The organism is Flintibacter sp., assembly GCF_046973065.1.
In genome coordinates this window covers 19,330-37,649 of the sequence record NZ_JBKVXZ010000026.1, presented here as the reverse complement: position 1 = coordinate 37,649, position 18,320 = coordinate 19,330, and the positions used below count along the sequence as shown (strand labels likewise).

Here is an 18,320-nt window from a genome sequence, read left to right as displayed (position 1 = left end):
AAAAAACCGCGGTTTCGTTGGAAACCGCGGTTTTTTCATGCTGTTTTCAGTGCCGCTTGGCTGCTTTCAGTCGAGCCAGAGCACGAGCAAGGGCGGCCTTGGAATTGTAATAGTCCCGCATGCTCAGCTTCTGGCGCAGACGCTCCTCCGCCCGCTCCTTGGCATCCTCGGCACGGGCCCAGTCGATCTCCTCGGGTCGCTCAGCGGAAAAGACCAGCACCATCACCCGGTCGGGCATGATCTCCGCCAGGCCCTGACTGACCACCGCCTCGTGCCACTCTCCGCCGGCGCGGTAGCGCAGCTCGCCCGGCTCCAGGGCGGTAACCGCCGGCTCATGGCCGGCCAACACCCCAAGGGAGCCGTCAATGGCGGGCACCGTCAGCTCCTGGGCCTCGCCGATAAAAAATTGCCGGTCCGGGGTCACGATCTCCAGGTGGAACTGCCGCTCCTCGGCCATGTTACAACACCCCCATGTCCTGAGCCTTCTTGCGCACCTCGTCCACACTGCCCACCATGCTGAAGGCGGCCTCGGGCAGGTTATCCAGCTCGCCGCCCAGGATGGCCTCAAAGCTGCGCAGGGTGTCCTCCAGCTTTACGAAGCGGCCTTCCATGCCGGTAAAGGGCTCAGCCACCGAGAAGGGCTGGGAGAAGAACTGCTGGATCCGGCGGGCACGCTCTACGGCCAGCTTGTCGTTCTCGCTCAGTTCTTCCATACCCAGGATGGCGATGATGTCCTGCAGCTCCCGGTAGCGCTGGAGCAGCTCCTGCACCGCACGGGCGGTCTTATAGTGCCGCTCGCCCACCACGTCGGGCTCCAGGATACGGGAGGTGGACTCCAGGGGGTCCACCGCCGGATAGATGCCCTGCTCCACGATCTTACGAGAAAGTACCGTGGTGGCGTCCAGGTGGGTGAAGGTGGTCGCCGGAGCGGGGTCGGTCAGGTCGTCGGCGGGGACGTAGACCGCCTGCACCGAGGTAACGGCTCCGTTTTTTGTAGAGGTGATGCGCTCCTGGAGCGCGCCCATCTCGTTAGCCAGGGTAGGCTGGTAGCCCACGGCGGAGGGCATACGGCCCATCAGGGCGGACACCTCGCTGCCTGCCTGGACATAACGGAAGATGTTGTCGATAAACAGCAGCACATCCTGGTGCTGCTGGTCCCGGAAATACTCGGCCATGGTCAGGCCAGTGAGGGCCACCCGCATACGGGCGCCGGGGGACTCATTCATCTGGCCAAAGACCAGAGCAGTCTTTTCAATGACCCCCGACTCGTTCATCTCACGCCACAGGTCGCTGCCCTCACGGGTACGCTCGCCTACACCGGTGAAGATGGAGTAGCCGCCGTGCTGGGTGGCGATGTTGTGGATCAGCTCCTGAATCAGCACCGTTTTGCCTACGCCAGCGCCGCCGAACAGGCCGATCTTACCGCCGCGGGCGTAGGGAGCCAGCAGGTCGATGACCTTGATGCCCGTCTCAAAGATGTCCACCACGGGGCTCTGGTCGGCAAAGGGCGGGGCCTGACGGTGGATGGACCACCGCTCGGAGGTCTTGACTGCTCCCTTACCGTCGATGGGCTCGCCCAGGACGTTGAACATCCGGCCCAGAACCGGCTTGCCCACAGGAACGGTAATGGGGCCGCCGGTGGAGATGACCTCCATGCCCCGACCAATCCCTTCGCTGGGAGCCAGCATGAAGCAGCGGGCGGTATCATGCCCGATATGCTGGGCCACTTCCATGACCCGCTTCTCCTCCCCCACCATCACATACAGGGCGTCCTGGATGGAGGGCAGAGCGTCGGCGGGAAATTCCACGTCAACTACAGGTCCTTGGACCTGAACAATTTTTCCTTTACGCTCCTGCAATTGCGCCACACACCTTTCTCTGTGTCCGTCTGCCCATCAGCGGGCGTTCCTGGCTCCGCCGGCCACCTCGGTGATCTCCTGGGTAATGGCTGCCTGGCGGGCCCGGTGATAGGTCAGGGACAGCTTTTTCAGCATGTCCTTGGCGTTGTCGCTGGCCGACTCCATGGCGGTCATCCGGGCGCTCTGCTCCGAGCAGTAGGACTCCACCAGAGCGCCGAAGATCATGCCCTGGATGTAATTGGGCACGATGTTGTCCAGAACCGCCTCCTCCGAGGGGATATAGCGGATCTCCTGCCGGTATTCCGGCTCGTCCTCCTTGTCCCATGGGAAGTCCTCCCGGACCAGAGGCAGCAGCTTCTGCTCCCGTACCTCCAGGCGCAGGGCGGAGACCATCTCGGTATAGATGATGTACACCTCGTCCAGCTCCCGGCTGAGGAACCGTGCCACCACCTCGTCGGTAATCTCGCCGGCCCGGCGCATGGTGGGATTCTGGGCCACATAGTTAAAGTCTTCTACAAAGGGAATGTCCCGGTTCTGGCAGTAGACCCGGCCCACGATGCCCACCAGGAACAGGGAGAGGTTCTTTTCCTCCTCCACCCTCTGCTGGGCTAATTTGAGCACATTATGGCTGTATGCGCCGGCCAGTCCTTTGTCACCGGTGACCACGATATAACCCACCTTCCGCGCCTGGGGCTCCACGTCGGGGCGCTGGTCGAAGAAATCGTGTTCCAGCTCCGGAGAGTGGTGGAGAATGTGGGCAATGGTTTTGAATATTTTTGTAAAGTAGGGGACGGTATTGTCCAGCCGCCCCTTGGCTTTGCGCAGATTGGCCGAGGAGATCAAATACATGGCGTTGGTGATCTTCAGGGTCTGCTCCACGCTTTTGATCCGGGTGCGGATCTCTTTGATTCCAGCCAACGGGCCTCGCCTTCCTTTCTCCCCTTAGCTCTGAGCCTGGGGCAGCTTTTCCTTCTTATAGTCCGCCAGAGCGGCACGGATGGTCTCCACCGCCACGCCGGACAGATTGCCGGTGCGCTGCACCTCAGCGGTGAGCTCCCAGTGCTCCAGCTCCATGCGCTTGGAGAAGTCCAGGGCAAACTCCCGCACCTGATCCAAAGGCACCTCGTCCAGCAAGCCGTTGGTGGCAATGTAAATGAGAATTGCCTGCTGGCTCACCTTCATAGGCTGGTAGAGGGGCTGCTTGAGCAGCTCCAGCAGCCGTTTGCCGTGGTCCAGGGTCTTCTGGGTAGCCTGATCCAAGTCGGAGGAGAACTGGGTAAACACTTCCAGCTCCCGGAACCGGGCCAGGTCGATACGCATGGTGCCCGCGGTACGCTTGATGGCCCGGGTCTGGGCCGCGCCGCCCACACGGGACACGGACAGTCCCACGTTGACCGCCGGCCGCTGTCCGGAGAAGAACAGGTCGGTCTCCAGGTAGATCTGGCCGTCGGTGATGGAGATCACGTTGGTGGGGATATAGGCGGACACATCGCCCGCCTGGGTCTCAATGATGGGGATAGCGGTCATGGAGCCGCCTCCATACTCCTCTGTCAGGCGGCAGGCCCGCTCCAGCAGGCGGGAGTGGAGGTAGAACACGTCGCCGGGGTAGGCCTCACGGCCGGGGGAGCGCTTGAGCAGCAGAGACAGGGCCCGGTAGGCCACGGCGTGCTTGCTCAGGTCATCGTAGACGATCAGCACGTCCCGTCCCTGTTCCATAAAATACTCTCCCATAGCCGCGCCGGCGTAGGGGGCGATATACTGCAAAGGAGCGGGATCGCTGGCGGTGGCCGAGACAATGATGGAGTATTCCATGGCCCCGTGCTTTTGCAGGGTGTCCCGCACATGGGCCACCGAGGAGGCCTTCTGGCCGATGGCCACGTAGATGCAGATCACATCCTGGTCCTTCTGGTTGAGGATGGTGTCCACCGCGATGGCGGTCTTGCCGGTCTGGCGGTCGCCGATGAGTAGCTCACGCTGGCCCCGTCCGATAGGGATCATAGAGTCAATGGCCAAAATACCGGTCTGCAGAGGGACGTTGACCGCCTGGCGGGAAATGACGCCGCTGGCCTCCCGCTCGATGGGGCGGGTATCGGCAGCATGGATGGGACCTAAGCCGTCGATGGGACGGCCCATGGCGTCCACCACCCGGCCCAGCAAAGCCCGGCCTACCGGCACGTCAGCGGGGTGTCCGGTACGGGTGACCCGGCTTCCCTCGCCCAGGCCCTCTTCCCGGCCCAGCAGTACACAGCCCACAGTCTCCCGGGACAGGTCCATGACCATACCCTTGACTCCGGTGTCAAATTCCACCAGCTCGCCGTATACTGCCCGGTCCAGCCCCCGTACCGTGGCGATACCATCGCCCACCTCCAGCACCCGTCCGGTCTCGCTGGTGTCCTGGCCAATCTGGAAGCCCTTCACGGTATCCCGCAGACTTCCCATCAGCTCTTCCATACTCTCGCTGACCGAGGCGCCCTTCTCCAGCCCCTTGGCCAGCCGCTCCAAACGGCCCTTGACACTGCGGTCGTAGGTCACGCCCTGGACCTCCAGCACAAAGCCGCCCAGCAGTTCCGGGTCGATCTTCACCTGGAGGACCACCCGGTCCAGATTGCGCAGGCGGCACACCGCCCGGCGCACACCGTCCAGCGCCGCCTGGTCCGGCTTGTGGGCGCAGGTCATCACACAAACGGCGCCGCCGTCGGCCGCCAGCTCCAGCTGATGGACCTCCTCTAGAATGTCGGGGAACAGGTCCAGATGGCCCTCCTCCGCCAGCAGGCAGAGAAATGCCTGGAGAGGCTCCAGTCCGGCCAGCGGGGCAGCGGAGCGAATGAGCTCCTTCTTCTCCTCCACCCGTACCGCGGAGCTGGTGAGCACCTTCCACAGTTGCTCCTGTTCCAGCAACTCCTGAGCTGCGCCGGTCAGTCCCATATTGTCGGTCTGGGCCAGATCATACAGGGCGGCGGCATAACGCTGAATCAGTTCTGTCATTTCTTTTCACCTGCCTCCGCCAGGAAATCATCCAGAATTGCCCGATCCGAATCGGAATCCAGGGCCTTCCGGGTCACCTTGGAGGCCGCCTCCATGGCCAGCTGGGCCACCTCACGCCGGGCAGTGCGCAGCATCTCGTCCCGCTCCGCCTGGGCACGGGCCTTGGACTGCTCCCGGGTCCGGGTCGCATCCTCCTGAGCCTGGGCCAGAATGGCCTGGTACTCCTTCTCACCACGGGTCTTGGCCTGGGCCAGAATACCGTTGGCCTCGCTGCGGGCCTGGGCCAGCCGGTCCTCATATTCTTGCTTGAGCTCATCGGCCTTCCGCTTCTCTCCCTTAGCCTCATCCAGAGTCTGCTGGATCAGGGCAGCCCGGTCATCCAGCACCTTATTGACCCGCCCAAACAGCAGCTTGCGCAGGATCACGTACAGGATCAGCAGATTGAGAACGGTGAGCGCAATGGTGGAAATTTGAAATTCCAACATGGCAGCTTTCCTCCTTTCGGTCTCAGCCCATGAACAAAATCAGCAGAGCAGTGATGAAACCAAAGATGGCGGTACCTTCCGCCAGAGCGCAGCCCAGCAGCAGAGCGCTGTTGATCTTACCAGAGGCCTCAGGCTGGCGGGCGATGGCCTCGCTGGCCTTGCCGGTGGCAATTCCGATACCGATACCGGCGCCGATGCCGGTCATAACAGACATTCCGATCGCAAGCATTCCGATTTCCATGGTACAATTTCCTCCTTAAAATTGGGAGCGGCGGCACGGAGCCGTTCACTCCTCGTTCTGAATTCCTTCGCCGGTAAACAGCGCGGTCAAAAATACAAAGACAACTGCCTGGATGGTGCCGTCAAACAGGTCAAAGTAGATGCTGAAGGGTACAGGCACCACCGCCGGGCAAATGAGCTTGATGAGCTCCATGATAATAAAAGCACCCAAAATGTTGCCGAACAGTCGCATACACAGGGCCAGGGGCCGGATGATGATCTCCATCAGATTGATGGGGAGCAGCAGGGGCATGGGCTTGGCAAACTGTTTGAGACCTCCCCGAAGTCCCCGGTACCGGAACTGGGCTCCGTAGATCAAAAACGCACTCATGACTGCCAACGCTGCGGTGACGTTGATGTCCTTGGTGGGGGGCACCAGACCGAAGATGCCGATGATGTTGCTCAGCAGGATGTAGAGCGCGATGGTCCCCAAATAGGAAGCAAAGACCGCTCCATGCTTTCCGATGCTGCTGTCAGCAAAGTTATTTAAAAACTTCACCGCCTCTTCCAGGCCCACCTGAAGCTTGCTGGGGTTTTCCACCTTCAGGTTACTGGTCAGCAGCAGAGCCGCTAGAATCAGCACACCCATCACGATCCAGGACACCACCACAGATTCAGTAATGGGGATCCCTTTTCCTATGGGAATAGTAAACGCCGTGGGCGTTTGCAGCTCCTCCAGCAGCTTTTCTTTGATCTGTTCCAAATAACCACCTCCCGGATGATCCGGCGCGGCGTACCGCGCGTTACAAAACACCGTCCCTATTGTAAATCCTGCCGGTCTTTTTTGAGAAGTCTTTTTAAAGTAAAAAAAATGACTCTTCCCGCTCATCGCCCCATTTTTTCGTCGTATTATCTATTTTTTATCGTGCTTATTGTCTATTTTTGTTTATTTTTGCCTCCATATTTGACATTACTGTGATAAATCCTTATAATAAATTTTAAAGAAACCCTGCCAGGTCCATTTCACATTCAACCGGTCTGCACTCTGCCTGCCTTGCGTGCGGACATTGCATTTTTTGGAGGGGTATCGGAATGAAATTTTATAGCTCGAAGACCATACGCCAGAAGATCCAGTCCCTGAGTCTGTTCCTGGTTCTGACAACTGCCGTGCTGGGGATGACCACCACTCTGGCCTTCTCTCTGCGCATGGAGTATGACAACCTGGACCGGAATCTGATGAACTCCGCCCTGGTGCTGGCCCAGTCCCCCGATGTAGCCGATGTGCTGGCCGGCCGCTCCGACGGCGAGGTTCTCACCGATTACCTCAACGGTACCATCTCCCGGGTTCAGGACATCGACGCCATCGTGGTGGCCGATACCTCCGGTACCATCGTGTACAGCCCGGCCCCCTCTTATGTGGGTACTACATATCCCGATCTGGATAATCTGACGGTTCTCCATGGACAGGATAGCGAGGTCGATACCGGCGCGGGCATTTCCGGCGTAGAGCACCGGGCTCAGGCCGCCGTTCACGACACGGACGGCACCCTGCTTGGCTTTGTGTCCGTCGGCATCGGGGTGCGCAGCGTCAACCGGACGGTGATCGATACCGTAGCCTGCTTTTTGATCCTCTCGTTTATCGCCGCCAGCGTGGGTCTGGTCCTCTCCCGCCACCTCTCCTACTCCATCAAGGAGTCGCTCATGGGCTATGAACCGGATACCTTCCTGCGGATGTTCCACCAGCGCGAGGGCGTTTTGGACGCCCTGGAAGAAGGCATTCTGGCCATTGATACCGACTCCCGCATCGTCTATATGAATCGGGCTGGCCTGCGCATGGTCAATGCCAAAAACCTGGACGATGTGTTAGGCAAACCTCTGCATGACATCTACCCCGACTCCCACCTCTCCCGGCTGCTCACCACCGGCAAGTCGGAGTACAACGTGCATCTCTCCCATATCCCCGGCCTGCGCTCGGCCATCTCTGACCGGATGCCCATTTGGGAAAACGGCAAGATCATGGGCGCGGTGGCCATCTTCCGGGACCGCAGCGAGGCTACCTCCCTGGCAGAAGAGCTCACCGGCGTGCGCCATCTGGTGGAGGCTATGCGGGCCTACACCCACGAGTTTGTCAACAAGCTGCATACCATCCTGGGCATGATCCAGCTGGGACAGACGGAAAAAGCAGAGCAGTACATCCTGGATATCTCACAGGTCCACCATCAGTCGGTGAGCCGGGTGATGAACCAGATTCAGGACACCGCCGTAGCCGCCCTCCTGGTGGGCAAAACCAGCCGAGCCTCCGAACTGGGCATTCATCTGCATCTGGATCCCAAGAGCTCGCTGTCCGGCGACGAGCGGCTCCTCCCCTCCGGCGTGCTGGTAACCATTCTGGGGAACCTCATCGAAAACGCCACCGAGTGTCTCAACCGCTCCTCCTGGAAGCTGCGGGAGATCAACGTCAGCATCCGGGAAAAGGAGGACCATCTGCTCCTGTGCGTGGAAGATACCGGTCCCGGCATCGTACCCGAGCTGCTGCCCTACATCTTTGAGCCCAATGTTTCCACCAAGGGGAACGGCCATGGCATCGGCCTGGCCAGGATCAAGGAACTGGTGAATCTGTACCAGGGCGAGATCCGGGTGGAGAGCGAGCCGAAATCCGGTACGTCTTTCTTCCTCACCTTTTTTACTCAAGGGAGACGGAACTAATTCCCTCTCAATTAACTGGAGGCCTCTATGTACCAAACTGTGATTGTGGAGGATGACCCCACGATTTCTTTGCTCCACCGGACCTTTCTGGCCCGGGACAACCGCTTTGCATTGGCCCACGCCTTTTCCAACGGCCACGAGGCTCTGGAGTGGCTGCTCCACCATACGGCGGATCTGATCATTCTGGACGTCTATATGCCCCGCATGACCGGCCTGGAACTGCTACGCACTCTCCGTATGGAGGGGATCGGCATCGATGTGATCATGGTCACCGCCGCCAACGACAGCAAGACGGTGGATGCTCTGCTGAAGCTGGGAGTCACCGACTATCTGGTCAAACCCTTTGCCGCCAGCCGCTTTCAGCAGGCCCTGGATACCTTCTGTCAGCACCGGGAAGCGGTCTCCCACGACAATGTGAGCCAGCAGGAACTGGACGCCCTCTTCCCCTCCGCAGCCCCCGCTGTTTCCATCCCCAAGGGCCTGCAGACCCGCACCCTGGACCGCATCCGCGCCTGTCTGCGCCAGATTTCTCAAGCTGGCGCCACCTGCGAGACCATTGCCGACTGCTCCGGCTTTTCCACTGTCACAGTACGGCGCTACCTTACCTATTTAGTAAGCCAAGGAGAAGCAGTCACCCAGGTCAACTACGACACCGGCGGTCGTCCCTGCATGCTCTACCGCCTCCCTCTCCCCTGATCCCTCAGCCCCGCTTCGGCGGGGCTTTTTTATGCTTGTTTTCTGTCTGTTTCTTCGATATAATGGATAAAACCCGACGGTTTCTTCCATTTTTCGACAGGAGTCTCCTATGATGAAGCGAACGTTTCTTCCTTTCTGCGTCCTGCTGCTCACCCTTCTGTCCGCCTGCGCTCCAGCCCCGGTTCAATCCTCATCGGATCCCCAGCAACCCCCCGCGGACACTTCCTCCAACACCCCCGACAGCTCCCTGAACTCATCGGAGACTCCCGCGCCTGCTCCCAGGCTGACCCAGGAAGATATGGACCAGGCCATCCAGCAGGTCATGGAAAACTACTCCGCCACCGCCCTCTCCGTGGCCGTGGTGGAGCGCGGCGAAGTGACACAGTGCGGCGCGTGGGGCTGGGCCGTGCAGGATCAGCGCCCTATGACCGCCGATACTGGGGTGCGCATCGCCTCCATCAGCAAAGTGGTTGAGGGAATGGCCGCTATGAAGCTCGCTCAGGACGGAATTCTGGATCTGGACGCCCCTCTCAGCAGCTACTGGGGAGAACACGCCCAAAATTCTTATTCCCTCCGGCAGCCCTCTCCCCGCTCCCTCATGACCCACAGCTCCACCTTGAAGGATCTGGAGATGACCCGTGGGCTGGACAGGCTGACAAGCATCCTCAGCCGCACCTCTTCTTGGCGTGATCGTGAGCCGGACCATGCCGACAGCTGGGCATACAGCAATTTTGGTATGTGCATCTTCGGCACCACCCTGGAGCTGGCCAGCGGACAGCTGCTGGACGACTATCTCCAGGCCCAGTTCTTCGGCCCCCTGGATATCAACGCATCCTTCCATGCCGCCCGTTTAAGCCCGGAGCAGCTGGCCAATCTGTATGAGCCCAAAGGAGTGCTGTGCCGCAGCATCCAGACCCAAATCAGCCAGCCTGTTCCCACCGAGATCGGTATGGGCGCCACCTACTATGCCGGTGGTCTGACCATCAGCGCCCGGGATATGGCCAAGCTGCTGGCCGTGCTGTGCGGCGATGGAACCTATCAGGGGACCCAATATCTTCTCCCCCAGACGGTGGCAGCCATGGAGACGCCCCAATTCACCGTATCCAACGGAGAATATACCCCCTTCCAGCAGTGCCTGGTGCTGCGCCGTCAGGACGGCCTGTGGGGCCAGTCCCAGCTGTGCTACCACACAGGCAGCGGGTATGGGGTCTACTCCCTCATGTCCTACAACCCGGAAACCGGAAACGGCGTGGTGGTCATCACCACCGGCGCCTACTGGAATGTCAATGAACATGGTCTGTACGCCCTGTGCTCTGACCTGAGTGAAGCTCTCTACCAAAGAATGGAGACCGCCCTATGAAACAACTGCTTGCTCTGCTTCTTGGCCTGACTTTGCTGTCCGGCTGTGCCCCCCAATCTCAGACTGTAGACCACGACGCCTCTACCCCACCCCCTTCACAGTCTCAACCTGCCCCTGCCGCTCCGGAGCCCACCGTAGCCCATCTGATGGTAGCAGGCGACATTATGAGCCACATGCCCATCACCAAGGACGCCTATGTGGCCCAGGAGGACCGCTACGATTATGGCCACATGCTCCAGTTCGCTGCCCGGCAGCTCTCTGCTGCTGACTATGCAGTGGGCAACCTGGAAACCACCCTGGCCGGCGGCCCCAACTACTCGGGATACCCCGCCTTTAACTCTCCTGACGCTCTGGCCTATGACGCCAAGGACGCCGGATTCGATCTGTTGTCCACCGCCAACAACCACTGTCGGGACAAAGGGCTGGACGGACTGTACCGCACCTTGGACGTGCTGGACGAGGCCGGACTGGCCCATGTGGGCACCTACCGCTCCCAGGCGGAGCGGGATGAGAACAGCGGCATCTACGTAGCCGATGTGGGCGGTATTTCGGTGGCCTTCCTCTCCTATACTTATGGGCTCAACGGCTTCCAGCTCAGCTCAGATACCATGTATGCCGCCAATCTGTTTAATCTGGACTACTACACCACCCTCTCTCAGCCAAACAAGGCCCTGATGGAGACCGACCTGGCCGCCGCCCGGGCGTTGGACACCGATTTGATTGCGGTGATGATCCACTGGGGCGTGGAATATCAGGACACGCAGAACAGCTATCAGAAGTCTCTGGCGGAGTTTTTGGTGGGACAGGGCGCCGATCTGGTGCTGGGCGGACATCCCCATGTGCTCCAGCCCTATGAGACAGTTACCGCCACCGGCTGGGATGGGACAGAGCGCCAGGGCTTTGTGTGCTATTCTCTGGGGAATTTTCTCTCCAACCAGCAGGAGCTGGAAACGAAAACCACCGCAATTCTGGACCTGGAGCTGACCAAAGATGCCCAGGGTGAGACCACCGTCACCGGGGTAAGCTACACCCCCTACTATATGATCCATCGGGACGGTGCTCCGGTGGGCCAGCGGCGCTACTTGGTCAACATCCACGAGGCCATGGCCGAATATGAGGCCGGTACCTCGTCCATCGTCAGCGCCTCCGCCTACCAGGAGCTGCAAGATGCTCTTGCCCACTGTCACCAGATTCTCGGCTCTGCGGACGATTCCACGCTTTCTTGAAAGAAAGCGTGGCAAAGAACTTTCTGCGAAACTTCGTTTTGCCTCCACAAAGTTAAGGAGATGCCTCGTGGATTGGTTTTGCTCCGTTTATAGAAAGAAAAAAACAGATCGCTCCCCGAAACGGGGAGCGATCTGTTTTTTTAAAGGCTTCTTCCCTTTTCTTACAGAGCAGAGGGAATGTGGATAACGCCCATGGGGCATTCCTTGACGCACAGCTGGCAGCCCTTACACTTCTCCTGGTCGATGTAGGCCACATTGTTCTCCACCTTGATGGCGTCAAAATGACACACCTTGGTGCACTTCATGCAGCCGATACAACCAGCGGTGCAGGCCTTGCGGGTCTGAGCACCCTTATCCTTGTTCTGGCAGGCGACCACAGGCTTACGCTTGTGCTCGGGAATCACGCTGATCACGTGGTTGGGGCAGGCAGCCGCGCAGGCGCCGCAGCCGGTGCACTTCTCCCGGTCTACCTTGGCGATACCGTCCACGATGTGGATGGCGTCGAAGGCACAGGCGCGGGTACAATCGCCGTAGCCCAGACAGCCGTACTGGCACATACCGTCGCCGCCGTACAGGCCCTTGACGGCCTGGCAGCTCTGGATGCCCTCAAACTCATACTTCTTGGAGGTCTTGTCGCAGGTGCCGGAGCAAGCCACGACCGCCTTCATGGGAACAGAGGCCTCAGCCTGCACACCCATGATCTCCGCGATAGCAGCCACAGACTTGGCGCCGCCGGGAGTACACTTGTTGATGGCATTGCCATTTTCCACGATGCTCTTGGCATAGTCGGCACAGCCGGCGCAGCCACAGGCGCCGCAGTTAGCGCCGGCCAGAACAGCGGTGATCTTCTCAACACGCTCGTCCACAGGAACATACATGAAAATGGAGGCAGCCACCAGAATAATCGCGCCGATCAGGCCAATGACCGTGACCAGGACGATTGCCATAAGAATCGGATTCATACTCTTCTCTCCCTCCTAATCAAGCACCGAAGATGGACTCGATGATACCGCCGAAGCCCATGAAGGACAGGGAGGTCACCGCGGCAGCCACCAGGGTGATGGGCAGACCCTCAAAGCACTTGGGGGTTACAGCCTCTTCCACCTTGCGGCGCACACCGGAGAACAGAACCATGGCCACCAGGAAGCCCAGGCCGGCGCCGGCAGCACACACGATGCTCTCCAGGAAGTTGTAACCGTTGTCGATGTTCAGCACGGTCACACCCAGGATGGTGCAGTTGGTGGTGATCAGGGGCAGATACACGCCCAGGGCCTTGTACAGAGCGGGGATGAACTTCTTCAGGATGTTCTCCAGCAGCTGCACCAGGATGGCGATGATCAGAATGAAGACGATGGTCTGCAGGTAGCCCAGATCCCAGGCACCGCTCTCAGGAGTCAGCAGGAAGGTCTGGATGGGCCAGGTAGCGGCGGTAGCCAGCACCATGACGAAGGTAACGGCCAGGGACATACCCACGGCGCTGTCCAGCTTTTTGGACACGCCCAGGAAGGGGCAGATACCCAGGAACTTCACCAGAACGTAGTTATCCACCAAGATCATGGTGAAGAAGATGCTTGCAAGATGCATAGCGTTCATTACGCGTTCCCTCCTTCCGCAGTCTCAGCAGGAGCGGAGGACTTCTCCTTCTTGGGGCGGGTGGTCAGCCAGGTAGCAGCAGCCATCATCACACCGAAGACAAAGAAGCCGCCGGGAGCGCTGGTCATGATGGTGAAGGGATCGATGGATTCAGGCAGAACCTGAATGGCAAAGCCCTCGGGCAGGAAGGGGAACAGGCCGTCCAGGCCGGACATCCAGGTGCCGGAGCCCAGGATCTCACGGATGGTGCCCATGAGGGTCAGGGTGATGGTAAAGCCGATGCCCATGCCCAGGCCGTCCAGAGCGGAATCAAAGACGCCGTTCTTGGAGGCGAACATCTCAGCACGGCCCAGGATGATACAGTTAACTACGATCAGAGGCAGGTACACGCCCAGGGCAGAGTCCAGGGCGGGCACGAAGGCCTTGACCAGCATCTGAACCACCGACACGAAGCCGGCAATAACGGTGATGTAACAAGGAATACGAACCTGGTCGGGAATGACCTTCCGCAGGGCGGAAATAACGATGTTGGAACACACCAGCACGAAGGTGGCCGCCAGGCCCATACCAATGCCGTTGGAGGCCATAGTAGAGGTGGCCAGAGTGGGACAGGTGCCCAGGACAAGCCGCAGTACCGGGTTTTCATTTAAGATACCGTTGGTCAGTATCTTAAGTTTACTGGGATTCTTACTCATCTTATACACCTGCCTTTCAAGGAATCGCGTTGTAGGCTTCGATGGCGGAGTTCACCGCGTTGATCAAAGCCGTGCTGGAGATGGTGGCAGAAGTCACCGCGTCCACGTCCTCATTGAGAACCAGAGACTGAGAGGCATCCAGGCCCTGGTAGTTCTCCCAGTAAGAGGGGGTGTCCACAACCTTGCTGCCGATACCCTTGGTCTCGGCCTGCTCGGTGACCTTAATCTGCTTGATGGTGCCGTCGGGGGTGATGGCAGTCATAACCACCACATCGCCGCCGTAGCCCTTGGCGGAGCTGGTGATAACCACGCCCACGTCGTTGGTGGACTTATAGATGGCAGAGACATTGGCCACCTCCACACCGGTGACAGGCTCAAAGTCCTCGGCCTCAGGCAGCAGCTCGGAGCGGGCCGCCCGCTCGGCCTCTTGGGTGGCCGCGGTGATGATGGGGGCAGTGACCCCGTTGGTGGCAGCCAGGGCGCCGGTCACAACGATGCAGATGATTACCAGCACCACAATGGGCTTAAAGATCTTGTTCCAGTTACTCATTTCGCGGCACCCTCCTTGCTCTTCTTCACCTTGGCGATGCCCAGACGATCCTGACGGGTCAGGACCTCAATGTAGGGAACCATCAGGTTCATCAGCAGGATAGCGAAGGACACGCCCTCGTTCATCCGGCCCAGGAAGCGGATGGCGCAGGTGATGATACCCAGACCGATACCAAAGACCAGCTTGCCCTTGGTGGTGGTGGGAGAGGTGACATAGTCGGTAGCCATGAAGAAGGCGCCCAGCAGCAGACCGCCGGAGAGTAGCTGATAGATGGGATCCTTGCCGGCGATCAGGCTCAGCACAGCCACAGTGGCCAGGTAGGTCACAGGGATGGTGGGGCTGATGACCTTGGTGACAATGAGGTAGACACCGCCGATAATCAGAGCGATGGCGCAGGTCTCACCCAGCACGCCGCCGTGAGTGCCCAGCAGCAAAGTGACATAGTCAATGCCTTCAGCCGCGGAGGACAGAGGGGTAGCAGCAGAGGTGGCGTCCACTCCCTGGGGGAAGCCGTAGGTGGACATGCGGCCGGCAAAGCCCATGGCCATGGCGATACGGCCCACGATAGCGGGGTTGGCAAAGTTGTAACCCAGGCCGCCGAAGAGCTGCTTCACAACCACGATGGCGATGAAGGCGCCCACAATGGGCATCCACCAGGGCAGCGTGGAGGGCAGGTTGAAAGCCAGCAGCAGGCCGGTGACCACAGCGGAGAAGTCGCCGATGGATACCTCACGGCCCACCAGCTTGCAGTACAGGTATTCAAAAATCACACAGGCAGCCACCGTCACAACGGTGATGATCAGGGCGTTGATGCCGAAAATGATCACGGAGGCCACCAGAGCGGGCAGCAGGGCGATGCACACCCGCTGCATGATCTTCTGGGTGCTGTCCGCGCTGGTAATGTGGGGCGCGGCAGTCACGATCAGTTTGTTGCCCATTACTTCTTACCTCCATTCTTCATCATGATCTTCGCCAGGGCAATGGAGGGGGCCAGAGGCCGCTTGGCGGGGCAGACGAAGGAACAGGTGCCGCAGCTCATGCACAGATCGGCATTGAGCGCCTGAAGCTGCTCCACATCGCCCTTCTCATAGGCCTTGACGATGTCCTTGGCCGCCAGACCCAGGGGGCAGGCGTTGACGCACCGGCCGCAGTGGATGCAGTTGGTGGCCTTAGGCATGTGGGCAAACTTCTTGGAGAAGGCCAGCACCGCGTTGTTGTTCTTCAGGATGGGCTGGTCCAGGCTGGCCACACAGGTGCCCATCATGGGGCCGCCGTAGAGCACCTTGCCGGGCTCCTCGGTCAGGCCGCCGCAGAAGTCAAACAGCTCTTGGATGGGAGTGCCGATGATGACTTCCACATTCTTGGGCTCCTTGACGATGTCGCCGTCCACGGTGAGGCGCTTGGTGGTCAGAGGCATACCAGTCTCTAAGTACTTGCCCACGAAGGCGGTGGAGGTGACGTTCATCACGATCACGCCCACATCGGAGGGCAGGCCGGGGAAGGGAACCTCGCGGCCGGTGCAGTTCTCGATGAGCACCTTCTCAGCGCCCTGGGGGTAACGGCAGGGCAGCTCCTTGACCTCGATGCCGGCCACGTCGATGGCGGCCTTCATCTTGGCGATGGCCTCGGGCTTATTGGCCTCGATGCCGATAATGCACTTGGAGATATTCAGGTACTTCATCACAGCCTTGATACCGCTGAGAATGAAGTGGGTATCCTCGATGAAGCAGCGGTTATCCGAGGTGATATAGGGCTCACACTCAGCACCGTTGATCAGCAGGGTATCGATCTCGTCCAGATTCTTGGGTGCGAGCTTCACCGCGGTGGGGAAGCCGGCACCGCCCAGACCTACCAGACCGCTGGCACGAACGGCATCCTGGAAGGACTTCAGGTCAGTGACCTGAGGGGGGGCAATGGAGGGGTCCACCTTCTGCTCGCCGTCGGGCATGATGACCACGGCGGTCTGGATGGAACCGTTGGAGCCGGTGATGGTGGTGATCTCAGAGACCGTACCGGACACACCGGAGTGGATATCGGCGGAAACAAAGCCGCCGGCCTTACCCACGATGGTGCCTACGTACACCTGATCGCCCTTGGCCACCGCAGGCGCCGCAGGGGCGCCAATGTGCTGGTTCATGGACAGGACGATCTTTGACGGAAGCGGCATCGCCACCGTCTCAAGGTTGGAAGTTCTCTTGTCGTGTGGAACTCCCGCACCTTGCGCAGAGCGTTTGAGAAATTTACTCATTCGGATTTCAACCTCCCTATACTGCAGTTGCTGGGGATTATTCAACGATCTTCTCTGGTGCCGGCGCCCTACGCCGACGTTATGCAACCCTCCCTAAATCTCCTCACGATATTTTTGCGGCCCATAGTTTTGCATCACTTGACACGACAAAACCCGCCGGTCCCTTTTCTGTTTCAAAAAGAAACCGCCGGTCCTGTGTCAAAATCATCTGCAAACGCATCCGACGTCCCCTCCGGCCTGCAATGTCCTCCCCCGCCAGGGAGCAAACCGCTCCGCCGGGAAAAACTTCCCGTACTTTTCCTCGGGGATGGCAAATTGCCATTTCCGGGACGCGCGCCGTACCCAAAATATCCGCAAACTGCCCAAGAAAATCCAGGCAAAACGGCGGTACAGCAGCGGCCGCACATAAGCTGCGCCCTTGGTACGACATAAAATTCACACCAAAGCGGCTCACTTTACAGAGCATATCATACACCCTTTCCTGTAAAAATGCAACAATACTTTTCCTTTTTTGCACCATCCATCCCCAATCCCGGCCTTGCATTTTCGAAAAAGTTTTAGTAAAATGGGGAACCGGACTCTGTATAATTTGGAAGTGACTGTGTGTGAATCGTAACGCTCTTTCTGCCGCCTTTCCGGTGACTGTGCCTGTGCTGATGGGATACCTGGCCATCGGCATGGCCTTTGGTTTTATGCTCCAGGCCATCGGATATAACTACATCTGGGCCTTTTTCATGAGTTTGACTATTTATGCAGGCTCGGGCCAGTATCTTGGGGTGCAGCTGCTCAACACCCATGCCGCACTTGGTACTGTGGCCCTGATGACTCTGCTTATCAACTTCCGCCATCTGGTGTATGGATTGTCTATGCTGGAGAAATTCCGGGGCATGGGACTGCGAAAATTCTACATGATCTTCTCCCTGACCGACGAGACCTACGCCCTGCTCAGCTCGGTGCAGGTGCCTGCGGGTGTGGAGCCCCGCAGCTTCTACTTCTCCATCGCCCTGCTGGACCACTCCTACTGGATCCTGGGGTCGGTGATCGGTGCGGTAGCCGGAGCGCTGCTGCCCATCGACACCACCGGCATCGATTTTGCCATGACTGCCCTGTTTGTGGTCATTGCCGTAGACCAGTGGAAGGCTTATAAAAAGCATCTGCCCGCTCTGCTGGGCGCCGCCGTCACCCTGGTGAGCCTCACTGTGGTGGGTGCGGACAACATGTTGCTGCCCGCCCTGGCTGTGATTGTAGGGGTTCTGCTTCTGCTGCGGGACCGGCTGGACGACACCCCAGAAGAGAAAAAACATGAGGAGGAGGAATCGGTATGCTGACTACTACCCAGGCCATCGCCGCCATCGCGGTCATGTCCATTGTCACCTTTTTGACCCGCGCTCTCCCCTTCCTGCTCTTTGACCATGGCGACCATCCCCCCAAGCTGGTGCTGTATCTGGGCCGGGTCCTCCCCCCCGCCGTGATCGCCATGCTCATTATCTACTGCCTGAAGAGCAACATCCTGGCGGTGGAAGCCAACCTCACCTCTCTGCTGGACCCGGCGGTGCTCAGCCAGTGGCTGCCCGCCCTGCTGGCGGTAGCTGTGGTGGTGATCCTCCACATCTGGAAGCATAACAACCTGCTGTCTATCTTTGGCGGCACCATTTTGTACATGGTCCTGGTGCAGGCGGTATTTGTTTCGTAAAATTT

20 protein-coding genes are annotated in these 18,320 nt (G+C 59.3%); 6 read left to right on the top strand and 14 right to left on the bottom strand.

The window, feature by feature from the left end; translation table 11 throughout:
* Positions 1 to 46 precede the first annotated feature (46 nt).
* The 7 genes from ACLTXB_RS10540 to ACLTXB_RS10510 are packed head-to-tail and all read right to left on the bottom strand — an operon-like array spanning position 47 to position 6,311.
* Positions 47 to 457, bottom strand: a complete 411-nt coding sequence (locus ACLTXB_RS10540; protein ID WP_428226952.1) for a F0F1 ATP synthase subunit epsilon — start codon at positions 455 to 457, stop codon at positions 47 to 49.
* Between the two features lies 1 nt (position 458).
* The gene (atpD, locus tag ACLTXB_RS10535; protein WP_428226958.1) at positions 459 to 1,859 is read right to left on the bottom strand and encodes a F0F1 ATP synthase subunit beta; all 1,401 of its coding nucleotides are present in this window, start codon (positions 1,857 to 1,859) and stop codon (positions 459 to 461) included.
* Positions 1,860 to 1,895: 36 nt separating this feature from the next.
* Entirely contained in the window at positions 1,896 to 2,777 is an 882-nt protein-coding gene (gene atpG, locus ACLTXB_RS10530; protein WP_008981031.1) for an ATP synthase F1 subunit gamma, read from the bottom strand.
* A 24-nt stretch (positions 2,778 to 2,801) separates the two neighbouring features.
* Entirely contained in the window at positions 2,802 to 4,844 is a 2,043-nt protein-coding gene (gene atpA, locus ACLTXB_RS10525; protein WP_428226951.1) for a F0F1 ATP synthase subunit alpha, read from the bottom strand.
* Entirely contained in the window at positions 4,841 to 5,329 is a 489-nt protein-coding gene (atpF, locus tag ACLTXB_RS10520) for a F0F1 ATP synthase subunit B (protein WP_008981033.1), read from the bottom strand. Before atpF ends, atpA begins: the two co-directional genes overlap by 4 nt.
* Positions 5,330 to 5,351: 22 nt before the next feature.
* Positions 5,352 to 5,570 carry an ATP synthase F0 subunit C gene (gene atpE / locus ACLTXB_RS10515; RefSeq protein ID WP_008981034.1) on the bottom strand — a complete coding sequence of 73 codons (219 nt, stop codon included), beginning with the start codon at positions 5,568 to 5,570 and terminating at the stop codon, positions 5,352 to 5,354.
* A 45-nt stretch (positions 5,571 to 5,615) separates the two neighbouring features.
* Positions 5,616 to 6,311, bottom strand: a complete 696-nt coding sequence (locus tag ACLTXB_RS10510; protein ID WP_428226950.1) for a F0F1 ATP synthase subunit A — start codon at positions 6,309 to 6,311, stop codon at positions 5,616 to 5,618.
* Between the two features lie 329 nt (positions 6,312 to 6,640).
* Between ACLTXB_RS10510 and ACLTXB_RS10505 the strand changes: the two genes are divergently transcribed.
* From ACLTXB_RS10505 to ACLTXB_RS10490, 4 genes are all read left to right on the top strand, one after another.
* Positions 6,641 to 8,254, top strand: coding sequence for an ATP-binding protein (locus tag ACLTXB_RS10505; RefSeq protein WP_428226949.1), 1,614 nt, complete (start codon positions 6,641 to 6,643; stop codon positions 8,252 to 8,254).
* Positions 8,255 to 8,281: 27 nt separating this feature from the next.
* The gene (locus ACLTXB_RS10500) at positions 8,282 to 8,950 is read left to right on the top strand and encodes a response regulator (protein ID WP_428226948.1); all 669 of its coding nucleotides are present in this window, start codon (positions 8,282 to 8,284) and stop codon (positions 8,948 to 8,950) included.
* A gap of 112 nt (positions 8,951 to 9,062) precedes the next feature.
* Positions 9,063 to 10,310, top strand: coding sequence for a serine hydrolase domain-containing protein (locus tag ACLTXB_RS10495; protein WP_428226947.1), 1,248 nt, complete (start codon positions 9,063 to 9,065; stop codon positions 10,308 to 10,310).
* Positions 10,307 to 11,536, top strand: coding sequence for a CapA family protein (locus tag ACLTXB_RS10490; RefSeq protein ID WP_428226946.1), 1,230 nt, complete (start codon positions 10,307 to 10,309; stop codon positions 11,534 to 11,536). The genes ACLTXB_RS10495 and ACLTXB_RS10490 overlap by 4 nt, the downstream gene beginning before the upstream one ends.
* Positions 11,537 to 11,697: 161 nt before the next feature.
* Here ACLTXB_RS10490 and ACLTXB_RS10485 read toward each other — a convergent pair whose 3' ends face one another.
* The 7 genes from ACLTXB_RS10485 to ACLTXB_RS10455 form a co-directional block, all read right to left on the bottom strand.
* On the bottom strand, positions 11,698 to 12,498 hold the full coding sequence (locus ACLTXB_RS10485; RefSeq protein WP_008981040.1) for an RnfABCDGE type electron transport complex subunit B: 801 nt from the start codon (positions 12,496 to 12,498) through the stop codon (positions 11,698 to 11,700).
* Between the two features lie 19 nt (positions 12,499 to 12,517).
* On the bottom strand, positions 12,518 to 13,120 hold the full coding sequence (locus ACLTXB_RS10480; RefSeq protein WP_008981041.1) for an RnfABCDGE type electron transport complex subunit A: 603 nt from the start codon (positions 13,118 to 13,120) through the stop codon (positions 12,518 to 12,520).
* 8 nt (positions 13,121 to 13,128) lie between these two features.
* Complete coding sequence (rsxE, locus tag ACLTXB_RS10475; protein ID WP_008981042.1) at positions 13,129 to 13,824, bottom strand: electron transport complex subunit RsxE; 696 nt, start codon at positions 13,822 to 13,824, stop codon at positions 13,129 to 13,131.
* Between the two features lie 16 nt (positions 13,825 to 13,840).
* Positions 13,841 to 14,374, bottom strand: a complete 534-nt coding sequence (locus ACLTXB_RS10470) for an FMN-binding protein (protein ID WP_008981043.1) — start codon at positions 14,372 to 14,374, stop codon at positions 13,841 to 13,843.
* Positions 14,371 to 15,312: an RnfABCDGE type electron transport complex subunit D gene (locus ACLTXB_RS10465; RefSeq protein ID WP_008981044.1), complete on the bottom strand. Its 942-nt coding sequence runs from the start codon at positions 15,310 to 15,312 to the stop codon at positions 14,371 to 14,373. Before ACLTXB_RS10465 ends, ACLTXB_RS10470 begins: the two co-directional genes overlap by 4 nt.
* Positions 15,312 to 16,622 (bottom strand): electron transport complex subunit RsxC, encoded by a 1,311-nt coding sequence (rsxC, locus tag ACLTXB_RS10460; protein ID WP_428226945.1) that lies wholly within the window; start codon positions 16,620 to 16,622, stop codon positions 15,312 to 15,314. Before rsxC ends, ACLTXB_RS10465 begins: the two co-directional genes overlap by 1 nt.
* Positions 16,623 to 16,725: 103 nt before the next feature.
* Complete coding sequence (locus ACLTXB_RS10455) at positions 16,726 to 17,142, bottom strand: hypothetical protein (protein ID WP_374736795.1); 417 nt, start codon at positions 17,140 to 17,142, stop codon at positions 16,726 to 16,728.
* Between the two features lie 85 nt (positions 17,143 to 17,227).
* Between ACLTXB_RS10455 and ACLTXB_RS10450 the strand changes: the two genes are divergently transcribed.
* Entirely contained in the window at positions 17,228 to 17,950 is a 723-nt protein-coding gene (locus ACLTXB_RS10450) for an AzlC family ABC transporter permease (protein ID WP_428226944.1), read from the top strand.
* Complete coding sequence (locus tag ACLTXB_RS10445; RefSeq protein WP_008981047.1) at positions 17,944 to 18,315, top strand: branched-chain amino acid transporter permease; 372 nt, start codon at positions 17,944 to 17,946, stop codon at positions 18,313 to 18,315. The genes ACLTXB_RS10450 and ACLTXB_RS10445 overlap by 7 nt, the downstream gene beginning before the upstream one ends.
* Positions 18,316 to 18,320: the final 5 nt, after the last annotated feature.